Source organism: uncultured Bifidobacterium sp., from assembly GCF_963540075.1.
GTDB lineage: Bacteria > Actinomycetota > Actinomycetes > Actinomycetales > Bifidobacteriaceae > Bifidobacterium.
The window spans coordinates 1-13,876 of sequence record NZ_CAUTOG010000015.1 but is presented as its reverse complement, the minus strand read 5'-3'; the positions used below and the strand labels follow the sequence as shown (position 1 = coordinate 13,876).

The following is a 13,876-nucleotide window of genomic DNA, read 5'->3' as shown; positions in this document are numbered from 1 at the left end:
GTGACGTCCCGGACCTAGACTGGGGGCATGACACAGCTTCGCCTCGCACTCGCCCAGATCGACACCTGCGTCGGTGACCTCGACGACAACGCCGATCGCGTCCTGCAGTACGCCCGACGGGCGTCCCGCGGGGGCGCGAGGGTCGTGGCCTTTCCCGAGATGACGCTGACCGGCTATCCCATCGAGGATCTCGCCTTCCGCGCGACCTTCCGCAGGGCCGCCTGGGACAAGGCCAACTGGCTGGCGACCGAGCTCGCCGCCGATGGAATGGGGGACCTCTACGTCATCGTGGGGACGGTCGGGACGGATCGTGCCTCCGACAAGCCCCGCAACCGTCTCGTCGTGCTTCATGACGGCGTCGTGTGGGCCGGCTATGACAAGCATTTCCTGCCCAACTACGGCGTCTTCGACGAGTTCCGCATCTTCGCCTCCGGCGACAGGTCGGTGGTCGTGGACGTCGACGGCGTGCGGGTCGGCGTCGCCATCTGCGAGGACATCTGGCAGGATGGCGGACCCGTGGCCGAGCTGGCCGAGCGGGGCGTCGACATGCTGCTCACCATCAACGGCTCGCCCTACGAGGAGGGCAAGACGCATGTGCGCATGGACCTCGCCCGCCGACGCGCCGCCGAGGTGCGGGCCCCCATGGTCTACGTCAACCAGGTGGGCGGGCAGGACGACCTCGTCTTCGACGGCGGCAGCTTCACCGTCGACGCCGACGGCGCGCTGCTGCAGCGCTCGCCCATGTTCGTCGAGGATCTCGCCTTCGTGGACATCCCCGTGGACGGATCCCGGCGGACCCCGGCGCGCATCGCACCGGCGCTCGACCCCGACGAGGAGGTGTACACCGCCTGCGTTCTGGGGCTTCGCGACTACATGCGCAAGAACGGGTTCACCGGGGTGTGCCTCGGGCTGTCCGGCGGCATCGATTCGGCCCTCGTCGCCACCATGGCGGCGGACGCCTGCCCAGGCGGCGACGTGTGGGGCATCTCCATGCCCAGCATGTACTCCTCGGAGGGATCGCGCGACGACGCCGCGGACCTGGCCCGCAACATAGGGGCGCACTACGACGTGCAGCCCATCGAGCCCCTGTTCGACGCGTTCCAGAACCGGATGCGCCTCGAGGACGTGGCGGCCGAGAATCTCCAGGCGCGCATCAGGGGCGTCATCGTCATGGCGTACTCGAACTCCAAGGGCGTGCTGGCCCTGGCGACCGGGAACAAGTCCGAGCTCGCCTGCGGGTATTCCACGATCTATGGCGATGCGGTCGGCGGATTCGCGCCCATCAAGGACCTCCTCAAAACCCGCGTCTGGGAGCTGGCGCGGTGGCGCAACGCCGCCGTGGCCCGTGGCGTGGGGATCGGCGGCATCGCCGTGGCGGGGGCGGACGGAACGGGCGGGGGAGCCATCCCCGAGTCCGGCGTGGCCATTCCGGAGAACTCCATCGCCAAGCCCCCGAGCGCCGAGCTGCGCCCAGGGCAGAAGGATTCGGATTCGCTGCCCGACTATGCGCTTCTCGACCGCGTCCTCGCGGCCTACATCGAGCACGCCCACGGACGGGCCGACCTGCTGGCCGACGGCTTCGACCCGGCCACCGTGGACACCGTGATGCGTCTGGTGGACCGGGCGGAATGGAAGCGGCGGCAGTACCCGCTGGGGCCCAAGGTCACCGCGCTCGCCTTCGGTCGCGACCGCCGGCTGCCGGTGACGAACGCCTTCCGCGAGTAGAGATGGAATCGGGGCGGGTGCGGAGGCGGAACGCGCACGGTGGGGAATCGGAAGGAAGGACAGAGGAATGACGGATACGCGCTGGTATTTCAACACCTCCACGGGCAGGCCCGAACAGGGACCGCTGTCCCCGGCCTCGCATCGGATGGGGCCGTACCGTTCGCGCGAGGAGGCCATGGACGCCTGGAAGATCGTCCGCGAGCGCAACCTCGTCTGGGACGCCCAGGACCGCCAGTGGCATGGCGACGAGGCGCCGGGCAGCGACGCCTCGACCGGGTCGGGTCAGGACCCGTCCGTTGGCAGAGCGAATCCATAATGTGACATAGCTCACGTTGCCGTTCCGACGCCTTTCAGCTACGACGGATAGAATTTCATACAGCGACGCAGCGAGGCGTTGCCCACCGACCAAGGAGTGATCATGACAGCTGCTGACGTAACCGCTCCCTCCGAGCAGGAGCTCCAGGCCAAGGCCTGGGACGGTTTCACCGGAGGTCACTGGCAGAAGGACATCGACGTCCGGGACTTCATCCAGCACAACTACACGCCGTACACCGGCGACGAGTCGTTCCTGGCCGACGCCACTGCGAAGACCAAGCATCTGTGGAAGTACCTCGACGACAACTACCTGGCCGTCGAGCGCAAGCGCCGCGTGTACGACGTCGACACCCACATTCCCGCGGGCATCGACGCCTTCCCGGCCGGCTACATCGAAGGCCCCGAGGTCGACGACGTCATCGTCGGCCTGCAGACGGACGTGCCATGCAAGCGCGCGATGATGCCGAACGGCGGCTGGCGCATGGTCGAGCAGGCCATCCGGGAGGCCGGCAAGGAGCCCGACCCCGAGATCAAGAAGATCTTCACGAAGTACCGCAAGACTCATAACGACGGCGTCTTCGGCGTATACACCCGCCGGATCAAGATCGCCCGCCATAACAAGATCCTCACCGGGCTTCCGGACGCCTACGGCCGCGGCCGCATCATCGGTGACTACCGTCGCGTGGCGCTCTACGGCGTCAACGCCCTCATCGCGTTCAAGAAGCGCGACAAGGACTCCATCCCCTACCGCAACGACTTCACCGAGCCGGAGATCGAGCACTGGATCCGCTTCCGCGAGGAGCATGACGAGCAGATCAAGGCGCTCAAGCAGCTCATCACGCTCGGCAACGAGTACGGGCTGGACCTCTCCCGTCCCGCGCAGACCGCGCAGGAGGCCGTGCAGTGGACCTACATGGGCTATCTCGCCTCGGTCAAGAGCCAGGACGGCGCCGCGATGTCGATCGGCCGTCTCTCCGCCTTCTTCGACTGCTACTTCGAGCGTGACCTCTCCCGTGGCCTGATCACCGAGACCGACGCCCAGGAGATCATCGACAACATCGTCATGAAGCTTCGCATCGTGCGCTTCCTGAGGACCCTGGACTACGACAAGATCTTCTCGGGCGACCCCTACTGGGCCACCTGGTCGGACGCCGGCTTCGGCGACGACGGGCGTCCCATGGTCACCAAGACCTCGTTCCGCCTGCTGAACACGCTGACGCTCGAGCATCTGGGCCCCGGCCCCGAGCCCAACATCACCATCTTCTGGGATCCGAAGCTCCCGGAGGGATACAAGCGCTTCTGCGCCCGCATCTCCATCGACACCTCGGCCATCCAGTACGAGTCCGACCGCCAGATCCGCGCCCACTGGGGCGACGACGCGGCGATCGCCTGCTGCGTGTCCCCGATGCGCGTGGGCAAGCAGATGCAGTTCTTCGCGGCGCGCGTGAACTCGGCCAAGGCGCTGCTGTACGCCATCAACGGCGGACGCGACGAGATGACCGGCATGCAGGTCATCGACAAGGGCGTCATCGAGCCAGTTCGCCCGGAGGCGGACGGTACCCTCGACTTCCAGAAGGTCAAGGACAACTACGAGAAGGCGCTGGAGTGGCTGTCGGAGACCTACGTCGAGGCGCTGAACATCATCCATTACATGCATGACAAGTACGCCTACGAGTCCATCGAGATGGCCCTGCACGACAAGGAGGTCTACCGCACCCTCGGCTGCGGCATGTCCGGGCTGTCCATCGCGGCCGATTCGCTCTCCGCGCTGCGGTATGCCAAGGTGTACCCGGTCTGCAACAGGGACGCGGCGACCACGCCGGGCCATGAGAAGGAGTACGTCGAGGGCGCTGACGGCGACCTGATCGTCGGATACCGCACCGATGGCGAGTTCCCGGTCTACGGCAACGACGACGATCGCGCGGACGACCTCGCCAGGTGGGTGGTGAGCACCGTCATGGGACAGGTCAAGAGGCTTCCCGTGTACCGCGGGGCCGTCCCGACCCAGTCGATCCTGACGATCACCTCGAACGTCGAGTACGGCAAGAACACCGGGTCCTTCCCCAGCGGCCACCGGAAGGGCACCCCGTACGCCCCGGGCGCCAACCCGGAGAACGGCATGGACTCGCACGGCATGCTGCCCTCGATGTTCTCGGTCGGCAAGATCGACTACAACGACGCCCTTGACGGCATCTCGCTGACCAACACGATCACCCCCGACGGCCTCGGCCGCGGTGAGGACGAACGCATCGGCAACCTCGTCGGGATCCTCGACGCCGGCAACGGACATGGTCTGTACCACGCCAACATCAACGTGCTGCGCAAGGAGCAGCTCGAGGACGCGGTGGACCATCCGGAGAAGTATCCGCATCTGACGGTGCGCGTCTCGGGATACGCCGTGAACTTCGTCAAGCTCACCCGCGAGCAGCAGCTCGACGTCATCTCCCGCACCTTCCATCAGGGAGCCGTCACCGACTGACGACCGTCCGTGCGTGCGGGGGCGCCTCCTCGGATGGGGGGTGCGCCCCCGCACGCGTACCCGGGGCCTTCCGAAGTCCATCACCCATGCCGCCACCACCGTCCGCCGGCCGCTTTCGCTCCGTGCGGTGCTCCGCTTCGCGCGGCGATCCACCCCTCGTCGCCATCCACCCGTCGTCGCCATCCACCGTCGAGGAGGTTCCATGACCACCGCCTTCCGCACCACCACGCCGCATATGCTGCGCGGGGCCGAGTCCGATCGGAGCCGGATCCTCATGGGCGGTCTGTCGGGCTTCGAATCCCCCGTCGGACTCGACCGGCGGGACCGCATGGAGGCCCTGCGCTCGGGGGACATCGGCTTCGTCCATTCCTGGGACATCAACACCTCGGTCGACGGGCCCGGCACCCGCATGACCGTGTTCATGAGCGGATGCCCCCTGCGCTGCCAGTATTGCCAGAACCCCGACACCTGGAGGATGCGCGACGGCAGTCCCGTGTACCTGAAGGCGATGGTCGCCAAGATCGAGCGCTACCGGGATCTCTTCACGGCCACCGGCGGAGGGATCACGTTCTCCGGAGGGGAGTCGATGATGCAGCCGGCCTTCGTCTCCCGCGTCTTCCACGCCGCCAGGGGGATGGGCGTGCACACCTGTCTCGACACCTCGGGCTTCCTCAACGCCAACTACACGGACGCGATGATCGACGACATCGACCTGTGCCTGCTCGACGTCAAATCCGGCGACGAGCAGACCTACCATCGGGTCACCGGCGGCATGCTGGCTCCGACCATCGCCTTCGGAGAGAGGCTGGCGGCCCGGGGCAGGAAGATCTGGGTTCGCTTCGTGCTCGTCCCCGGACTGACCGATTCCGTGGAGAACGTCGAGAACGTCGCGCGCATCTGCGAGCGCTTCGGCGACGCCGTGGAGCATGTCGACGTGCTCGGCTTCCACCAGCTCGGCCGTCCCAAATGGCATGAGCTGCGCATCCCGTATCCCCTCGAGGACCGCAAGGGCCCGTCGAAGGAGCTGCGCGACAGGGTGAAGGGGCAGTTCCGCGACCATGGCTTCGTCGTCTACTGATGCGTCCTCGACACGTCTCTGGGGTGAGGGGTCTCTAGCCTAGGAAGCCATGGACGACATGAACCCCCTCTTCCGTCCCGCGGGTGCAGCCATGCGAGACGCGCCCCGCCTGCAGTCCGAGCCCCGCGGCGGCGTGCCCGACGTGACCGACGACATTGAGGGCTACCAGCGCGCATGCGAGCGTCTGGCCTCCGGCTCCGGCCCTCTGGCGGCCGACGCGGAGCGCGCCTCCGGATTCCGGTACGGGCGTGAGGACCAGCTCATCCAGTTCAAACGCGAGGGGTCGGGGATCGTGCTTCTCGATCCCGTGGCCCTGGATCGGCTTCACGTCGACTGGGCCGAGCTCATGGGGGCCGTGGGCGACGTCGACTGGATCATCCATGACTCGCTGCAGGACCTTCCCGGCTTCGCGGACCTCGGACTCGTGCCCGTCGGCCTGTTCGACACCGAGATTGCCGCGCGGATGCTCGGACTGAAGCGCTTCGGCCTCGCCGCGGTCACCGCGCGCTTCCTGGGGATCACCCTCGCCAAGGAGCATTCCGCCGCGGACTGGTCCTACCGGCCCATTCCCAGGGACTGGCGCAACTATGCGGCACTGGACGTCGAGCTGCTCATCGAGCTGGACGAGGTGATGACGGACGGGCTCGTCCGCCAGGGCAAGCTGGAATGGGCGCAGGAGGAGTTCCGCCACGCCCTGCGCAGGGGAACGGCTCCACGGCCCGTCGACGACGAGCCGTGGCGGCATCTGTCGGGAATCACCTCCCTGGGGCATGACGCCCTGGGACTGGAGGTGGCCAGGGCCCTGTGGCTGGAACGGGACAGGCTGGCCCGCGAGCATGACATCGCGCCCTCGCTGCTGCTGTCCGACCGGGCCATCGTCGAGGCGGCACGCCTCAAGCCCCGCAACGGCGCGGAGTTCCGGGCCATCCGGGCCCTGAACGAGCGCGTGCGCGTGCGTACGGGAGACGACCGGGAGCGGATGTTCGAGCGGTATGCGCCCATCCAGCGCCAGGTGCGTCCCAGCATCTGGCGACGCGTCATCGCGGGGGTTCTGGAGCCTCCGGCACATGGGGAGCCGCGGCTGGTGAGGACGGCGGGTGAGGCAGCGGGTCGGACCGCGGCCGTCGCCCCCGCCCCGCGTGACGTCGGTGCGCGCAGCGGCGGGCACAGGGGCGGCCTCGCGACGGCTGGAGGCGATGCCGGATCGGGTGGCGTGCGCACGGCGGCGGGCGGGGGCGACGAGGTCCACGCGGAGGCGCCGCGCTCGATGAAGGTCTGGTCGCATCATCCGGACCGCATGCGCCGGCTCCGGACGGCCAGGGACGCGATCCGCGTCATCGCGGAGGACACGAGGACCCCCGCCGACCTCATTCTGCGCCCCCAGGCCCTGCGCAATCTGTGCTGGACCGACGAGCCCGGAGAGCGGGACGTCGCCTCCTTCCTGGTCGCCGAGGGGGCCAGACCGTGGCAGGTGGGACTGGTGGCCGAGTCCCTCTCCCGCGCTATCATGTAACGGTTGCCTTAGCGGCAGACCAGCAGAACATTCCGTCTTCAGGAGCGCCAGCGTGAAAATCAGCGTCAGGAATCTCGAGCCCACCAAGGTGAGGCTCACCGTCACGGTCGACCCGGAGGAGTTCGATCCCTACCTGGATCAGGCCCGCACGGACATCGCCGGCCAGATCAGCGTCCCGGGCTTCCGCAAGGGGCACATCCCCGGACGGATCGTCGAGCAGCGCCTGGGCTTCTCCGCCGTCGCCGGCGAAGCCGTCAACAAGGGCGTCCCGGAGCTGTACTCCAAGGCCCTCGAGACCAAGAAGATCCGCCCGATGGCCGATCCGGAGCTTGACGTGCAGGAGGTTCCGGAGTCCGCGGACGACGAGACGAAGCTCAAGTTCGTGGCCACCGTCGAGCGTCGTCCCGACATCGAGCTGCCCGACTTCGACGGTCTGACGATCGACGTGGAGAAGGCCGAGGTCACCGACGAGGACGTGGACCGTCGCCTCGAGACCCTCCGCCAGCGCTTCGCCACCCTCGTGGGCGTCGATCGTCCCGCCGAGAAGGGCGACTTCGCCAGCATCGACCTTGACGCCACGATCGACGGCGAAAGCGCCGATTCCCAGGAGGGCGTGAGCTACCAGCTCGGCTCCGGCACCATGCTGGACGGGCTTGACGAGGCTCTCGAGGGGTTGTCCGCAGGCGAGGAGACGACCTTCGAGGGCACTCTCGAGGCCGGCGAGCATGAGGGCCAGAAGGCCCAGATCAAGGTCAGGGTCAATTCCGTCAAGACGGAGGAGCTTCCGGACCTCGACGACGACTTCGCCCAGGAGGCCTCGGAGTTCGACACCCTCGAGGAGCTCAAGGCCGACGTGCGCAAGGCCGCTCAGAATGATGTCGAGGGACGTCAGGCCACGCAGGCCCGCGACGCCTTCATCGCCCGTCTTGAAGAGGGTCAGGACATTCCGCTGCCCAAGGGCGTGCGCGCTTCGATGCTGGAGGAGCAGCTCAAGAACGTGGCCGCCGACCCCAAGAAGGTCACCGACGAGCAGAGGAAGCAGGCGGAGGAGACCGTCGACAAGCAGCTCCTCGACCAGATGGTGCTCGACGCGCTCGCCGAGAAGCTCGAGGTCAGCGTCAGCCAGGCCGAGGTCACCAACTTCCTCGCCTCCGTCGCCCAGCAGTACGGCATGGACCCCAGCAAGTTCATCACCTCCGTCGTGCGCAACGGCCAGCTCGGGCCGGCCGTCCAGGAGGTGGGGAGGTCCAAGGCCCTTCTCGCCGGCATGCGCAAGGCCTCCTTCACCAGCGACGGCCAGCCGCTTGACCTCGGGGAGTTCCTCGGCGAGGCCGCCCAGGACGAGGAGTCGGAAAGCGTCGAGGCCGCCTCGGCCGCGGCGGAGGTCGCCGACGAGCTCACATCGAAGGATGACGGCCAGCCCGCCGATGGCGACGCCGAGAAGTGACGTGCCCATCCGTCACGGCGTGACGCCTCCGGACGAGACCGGAGGCGCGGAAGTCCGGAGATCCGCGTGACGGACCGGAGGGATTCCGCGTCGGACGCGACGAGGACCGCGGTGAGCGGGGGACCGCTCCATGCGGCCCTCGTCGTTGTCGTTCTCGGGGCCATCGCGGGTCTCGGCGCGGGTCTGCTCACGCTGCTGCTCTACGGCGTGGAGCGTCTCGCCCTCGGGTTCGTCGAGACGTCCTCGCAGCCCGGTCCCTTCCTCGTGGAGCCGTGGCGACGGATCGTCTCCGTGGTCGCCGGCGCCTGCCTGGCGGCCGTCGCCTGGTGGCTGCTGCGGTCCCGCGCGAAGAAGGTGCCCTCCGTCGCGGGCGCCGTGTCGGGCGAGCGGATGCCCATCTGGCAGACGGTGACCCATGTGTGCCTGCAGATCCTCATCGTCGGCTGCGGGTCCTCCATCGGCCGCGAGGTGGCTCCCCGCGAGCTCGGCGCGATGCTCGGCCAGCGCTTCGGCGACCTGCTGCATGTCGACGATCCGGGGCGTCGCCGCACGATCGTCGCCATCGCGGCGGCGGCCGGCCTGGCGGGCGTGTACGACGCGCCCTTCGCCGGCCTGTTCTTCGCCACCGAGATCCTCCTGACGGACGCCTCGGCGGTCACGGCCGCCATGGCGCTGGGCGCCTCGTCGGTGGCCGCCTTCGTCGCGGCGCTGATCAAGGGTCACCGCGTCTTCTACGACATCTCCGGACTGTCCCCGACGTTCACCCCCACCCTCATGCTGTTCGCGCTGCTCGCCGGCGCGGTGTTCGGCATGGCGGGGGCGGCCTTCCGCATCGCCTCCCGCCGCGCCACCTCCAGGCGTCCCCGCGGGGCGGGAATCCTGTGGATGATGCCCGCCGCGGCGCTTGTCACGGGTCTGGTGGCCATCAAGGTCCCCCAGGTGATGGGCAACGGCCGCGCCTCCGCCCAGCTCGCCATGTCGATGCTCTCCTCCTCGCAATCCGTGAGGACCGTGGCGGCCGTCGCCGCCGTGACCTTCCTCGCGAAGGCCCTGGTCACGCTGATGACCCTGCGGTCGGGCGCGTCCGGCGGCGTGCTCCAGCCCGGCATCGCGCTGGGCGTCTCCCTAGGGACGCTGCTCGGATGCGGATGGACGCTGCTCGTGCCGGGCGATTCCATGGCGGCCTGCGCGGTGATGGGCGGAGCGGCGCTTCTGGCGGCCTCCCAGCAGGCGCCTCTGATGGCCATGTGCCTGGTGCTGGAGCTCGTCGACGCCCCCATGTCGCTCGTCGTGCCCGTGGGTCTCGCTGTCGCGGTGTCCTTCCTCGTCTCGAAGCGGATCGAATCCGGATGGTTGCGCAGGGAGCGCAAAGCCGCTCCGCCGGTCCCTTCGGAGCGGTAGTGTTCACAGAGACACACAATCGATAAGGAGACATGGTGGCAGATTCTCTGACATCCCCGGTCCTGGCGGCGCTGCCCTCAATGGCCGAGGGCGAGGCGCCCACCGCGACGGACCCCATCTTCACCAGGCTGCTCAGGGAGCGGATCATCTGGCTCGGGTCCGAGGTGAAGGACGACAACGCCAACGTCATCTGCGCGCAGATGCTCATGCTGGCCGCGGAGGACCCCAAGAAGGACATCTGGCTGTACATCAACTCGCCCGGCGGCTCCATCACCGCGGGCATGGCGATCTACGACACGATGCAGCTCATCGAGCCGGACGTCGCGACCGTCGCCGTGGGCATGGCGGCGTCCATGGGCCAGTTCCTGCTGACCTCCGGCACGCCCGGCAAGCGCTTCATCACCTCCCACGCCCGCGTGCTCATGCATCAGCCCTCGGGCGGCGTGGGCGGCACCGCGACCGACGTGCGCATCAACGCCGAGCTCATCATGGACATGAAGAAGACCCTGTCCGAGCTGACCGCGCAGCAGACCGGCCACACGGTGGAGGAGATCTACCGCGACAACGAGTACGACCACTGGTTCACCGCGCAGCAGGCGCTCGACTACGGGTTCGTCGACAGGATCGTGACCACGCCGGGCACGATGAGCGCACGGAAGCAGGGGGAGTGAGCATGGCCAGCGAGGAAGCGAAGTTCGTCGCCAGCGCGCGGCGTCTGGCGGGTCCCGTCGGGATCGGCGGGCTGCGTGCGGAAAGCCGCTACGTGGTGCCGCAGTTCTCGGAGCGCACGCCGTACGGCGTCAAGACGCAGGACCCGTACACCAAGCTGTTCGAGGACCGCATCATCTTCATGGGCGTCCAGGTGGACGACACCTCGGCGGATGACATCATGGCCCAGCTGCTTGTCCTGGAGAGCCAGGACGCCGACCGCGACGTCATGATGTACATCAACTCGCCCGGCGGCTCCATGACGGCCATGACGGCCATCTACGACACCATGCAGTACATCAAGCCCGACGTGCAGACCGTATGCCTGGGTCAGGCCGCCTCCGCGGCGGCCGTGCTGCTGGCCGCGGGCACGAAGGGCAAGCGGCTCATCCTGCCGAACGCCCGGGTGCTCATCCACCAGCCCGCGATGGGCCAGGACTTCGGCAAGGCCACGGAGATCGAGATCCAGGCCAAGGAGATGCTCCGTCTGCGCGAATGGCTGGAGAGCACTCTGGCGAAGCATACCGGCCAGGACGTCGAGAAGGTCCGCAAGGACATCGAGGTCGACACCATCCTCACGGCGGACGCCGCCAAGGAGTATGGGATCGTCGACGAGGTGCTGGGACCCCGCAAGAAGCAGATCGAGAGCTGACCGGCGCTCGCATTCGCGCGGACGGTTCTTCCGACATCTCCACATCCGATACCCTCGGCGCCCCGGCGTCGGGGGTATCGTCGAATCCGACGGGGTCCGCGTGCGCCGAACGGACCCGCATACGCGGCCGATGACCGCGCGGGGAACGTGTGGCGGGATGCGGCGGAAGGAGTCGTCATGGGACGTGTCGTGAGCTACAACGAGGATGCTCCGCGCTGCACCTTCTGCGGCAAAAGCGAGCATCAGGTCCGCAAGCTCGTGACGGGCCCGAGCGCGGCCATCTGCGACGAATGCATCGCGCTGTGCGTGGAGATCATTTCGGAGGAGGGGCGCAAGGACGCCGAGGCGACGCGGCTGGCGGTTCCGGCCCCCTCCGCCATCAAACGGCATCTGGACCGCTACGTCATAGGCCAGGACGAGGCGAAGCGGGCGCTGTCCGTGGCGGTGTGCAATCACTGCAAGCTCGTGAACATGGAGATGGAGCGTGCCTCCGGTTCGCTGCGCGACGGGTCGGACCGGGGTCCGGGCTCTTCCGCCGCCTCCGGCGACGACCGCGCAACCGCCTCCTTCAGGCCCGACGGCGGTCTGCCGGACGACCTAGCGAACGTGCATGTCGAGAAGTCGAACATCCTGCTGCTGGGTCCCACGGGCGTGGGCAAGACGTATCTGGCCCGCACGCTGGCCCAGGCGCTGGACGTGCCCTTCGCGATGGTGGACGCGACGACCCTCACCGAGGCCGGCTACGTGGGCGATGACGTGGAGACCGTGCTGCAGCGGCTCATCCAGGCGGCGGACGGGGACGTCGAGCGCGCCGGCCATGGGATCGTGTACATCGACGAGATCGACAAGATCGCCCGCAAAAGCGGCGAGAACACGTCCATCACCCGTGACGTGAGCGGCGAGGGCGTGCAGCAGGCGCTGCTGAAGATCATCGAGGGCACGGTCGCGAACGTGCCGATGGAGGGCACGCGCAAAAGCCGCGAACAGGAGACCATGCGCATGGACACCTCGGGCGTGCTGTTCATCTGCGCTGGGGCGTTCGTGGGTCTGCGCGAGCTCGTCGAGAGGCGCGTGGGTGCCCATGCCAGCGGCTTCGGGGCGTCATGGCGGGACCGGGAGATACCGGAGACGCAGGTGCTGCGCCAGGTGACGGCGGACGATCTCGAGGAGTTCGGTCTGCTGCCGGAGTTCATCGGCCGTCTTCCCGTCGTGGCGGTGCTTGATCCGCTGACGGAGGACGATCTGGTCGCCGTGCTCAGCCGGCCCGCGGATGCGCTCACCAGGCAGTACCGGCGTCTGTTCGCCGTGGACGGGGTGGATCTCGAGTTCACCGACGACGCGCTCCATGCCATCGCCTCCCGGGCGATGAAGCAGGGGACGGGGGCGCGCGGCCTGCGGTCCATCATCGAGCACACGCTGCAGGACACGATGTTCCGTCTTCCTGAGATGCAGGACGTGGCGAAGGTCGTGGTGGACGCCGACAGCATCGACGGCGGCGAGCCGAAGCTCGTGCGGGGGGAGAGGGGCGTCGCGGCGGCACCCGTCGATCGGCGCAGGCGCAGGCTCACCGCCTGAGGCCCTGCTCTTCCGGGTTCCGGTGACGGCCGACACGCCCATTTGCGGGTGACCGGCTTCCGCGTTATTCTATTCGAGTTGCCGAAAACGGAACCGGAAACGGGGTCGCGACGGTGATGTTGCGCCAGTAGCCCAATGGATTAGAGCAGCTGACTACGGATCAGCAGGTTGCAGGTTCGAATCCTGTCTGGCGCACCAGAACAAGGACCCTACTCCCATAAAGGGAGCGGGGTCCTTCTGTGTTTCCGGACGATGCGGAGGTTGAGCGCCAATTGTGCTCCACATCCCGCGCGTTCGCGGGATGACCGTGATCTGCGCCAGAGTGGTCAGTCTGGTCGGGGGAGTCGGTCGACAGGCTTTGTATGCCTATCCGCTGATCTGACTGCTGTCCCTGCTGGCGTTCGCCATTCCCGACGTCCATGCCACCACCGTGGCGACGAGGACGCGCAGAAGGCTGCTCGTCTCATCCGCCGGCTTTCTCGGGCTGGCCATCCTGACGGCCCATGCCGTCGACTGGCTGGGCGCCGAAACCCATGCCCTGTACGCCTATCCGGCGGTATGGGCGCTCGCCGTGGTGGTGCTGGCCATTCCGGCCGCGGAACGAAGCTAGGCGAGGCGAAGCCCCGCCATTCCGCAACAAGGATTCGCTTCGTTCGGGACCGCTTCGTTCGGGACCGCTTCTCCGAGATCCGCTCCCGTGGATTATGCCTCTGAGCATTCCGTTCCCCATGGTCGGTGCATTGAATGCACGTTCTTGCGTGGAAGCGTCCTCGCGCCGAGCCGTCCCTCATAGAATGAACGTCATGCGAGGGTCTTCCTTCGCGGACGCGCAAACAAGGAGGTTTGCCATGGATGACGTTATGGATGGCGTCAGGGATGACGTTCATGTCATCGCCAACATCGGGTCGGGCACGATGGGCCATGCCACGGCCCTGCAGTTCGCCTGGCACGGGTATCCGGTGCGCATGCTCGACGTGTCGGAC

General features: G+C 67.7%; 12 protein-coding genes and 1 tRNA gene. All 13 read left to right on the top strand.

What is annotated here, in order from left to right; translation table 11 throughout:
- Nucleotides 1–27 precede the first annotated feature (27 nt).
- Nucleotides 28–1,725 (top strand): NAD+ synthase, encoded by a 1,698-nt coding sequence (locus RWX87_RS03200; RefSeq protein ID WP_314686866.1) that lies wholly within the window; start codon nucleotides 28–30, stop codon nucleotides 1,723–1,725.
- Nucleotides 1,726–1,792: 67 nt separating this feature from the next.
- Entirely contained in the window at nucleotides 1,793–2,041 is a 249-nt protein-coding gene (locus RWX87_RS03195) for a hypothetical protein (protein ID WP_314686864.1), read from the top strand.
- Nucleotides 2,042–2,143: 102 nt separating this feature from the next.
- Nucleotides 2,144–4,519 carry a formate acetyltransferase gene (locus RWX87_RS03190; protein ID WP_314686863.1) on the top strand — a complete coding sequence of 792 codons (2,376 nt, stop codon included), beginning with the start codon at nucleotides 2,144–2,146 and terminating at the stop codon, nucleotides 4,517–4,519.
- 202 nt (nucleotides 4,520–4,721) lie between these two features.
- The gene (gene pflA, locus RWX87_RS03185; protein ID WP_314686861.1) at nucleotides 4,722–5,597 is read left to right on the top strand and encodes a pyruvate formate-lyase-activating protein; all 876 of its coding nucleotides are present in this window, start codon (nucleotides 4,722–4,724) and stop codon (nucleotides 5,595–5,597) included.
- Nucleotides 5,598–5,688: 91 nt separating this feature from the next.
- A complete protein-coding gene (locus RWX87_RS03180) occupies nucleotides 5,689–7,110 on the top strand; it encodes an HRDC domain-containing protein (RefSeq protein WP_314686885.1) in 1,422 nt (473 codons plus the stop codon).
- A gap of 52 nt (nucleotides 7,111–7,162) precedes the next feature.
- The gene (gene tig, locus RWX87_RS03175) at nucleotides 7,163–8,557 is read left to right on the top strand and encodes a trigger factor (RefSeq protein WP_314686859.1); all 1,395 of its coding nucleotides are present in this window, start codon (nucleotides 7,163–7,165) and stop codon (nucleotides 8,555–8,557) included.
- 111 nt (nucleotides 8,558–8,668) lie between these two features.
- The gene (locus RWX87_RS03170) at nucleotides 8,669–9,958 is read left to right on the top strand and encodes a chloride channel protein (protein WP_314686856.1); all 1,290 of its coding nucleotides are present in this window, start codon (nucleotides 8,669–8,671) and stop codon (nucleotides 9,956–9,958) included.
- A 32-nt stretch (nucleotides 9,959–9,990) separates the two neighbouring features.
- On the top strand, nucleotides 9,991–10,629 hold the full coding sequence (locus tag RWX87_RS03165) for an ATP-dependent Clp protease proteolytic subunit (protein ID WP_399552288.1): 639 nt from the start codon (nucleotides 9,991–9,993) through the stop codon (nucleotides 10,627–10,629).
- A gap of 2 nt (nucleotides 10,630–10,631) precedes the next feature.
- Nucleotides 10,632–11,318, top strand: coding sequence for an ATP-dependent Clp protease proteolytic subunit (locus tag RWX87_RS03160; RefSeq protein ID WP_314686854.1), 687 nt, complete (start codon nucleotides 10,632–10,634; stop codon nucleotides 11,316–11,318).
- 177 nt (nucleotides 11,319–11,495) lie between these two features.
- Nucleotides 11,496–12,893, top strand: a complete 1,398-nt coding sequence (gene clpX, locus RWX87_RS03155; protein ID WP_314686852.1) for an ATP-dependent Clp protease ATP-binding subunit ClpX — start codon at nucleotides 11,496–11,498, stop codon at nucleotides 12,891–12,893.
- Between the two features lie 121 nt (nucleotides 12,894–13,014).
- Nucleotides 13,015–13,091, top strand: a tRNA-Arg gene (locus RWX87_RS03150).
- A gap of 232 nt (nucleotides 13,092–13,323) precedes the next feature.
- A complete protein-coding gene (locus tag RWX87_RS03145) occupies nucleotides 13,324–13,503 on the top strand; it encodes a hypothetical protein (RefSeq protein WP_314686850.1) in 180 nt (59 codons plus the stop codon).
- Nucleotides 13,504–13,753: 250 nt separating this feature from the next.
- Nucleotides 13,754–13,876: 3-hydroxyacyl-CoA dehydrogenase NAD-binding domain-containing protein (locus RWX87_RS03140; protein WP_314686882.1), on the top strand; the 123-nt coding region annotated here is incomplete at its 3' end.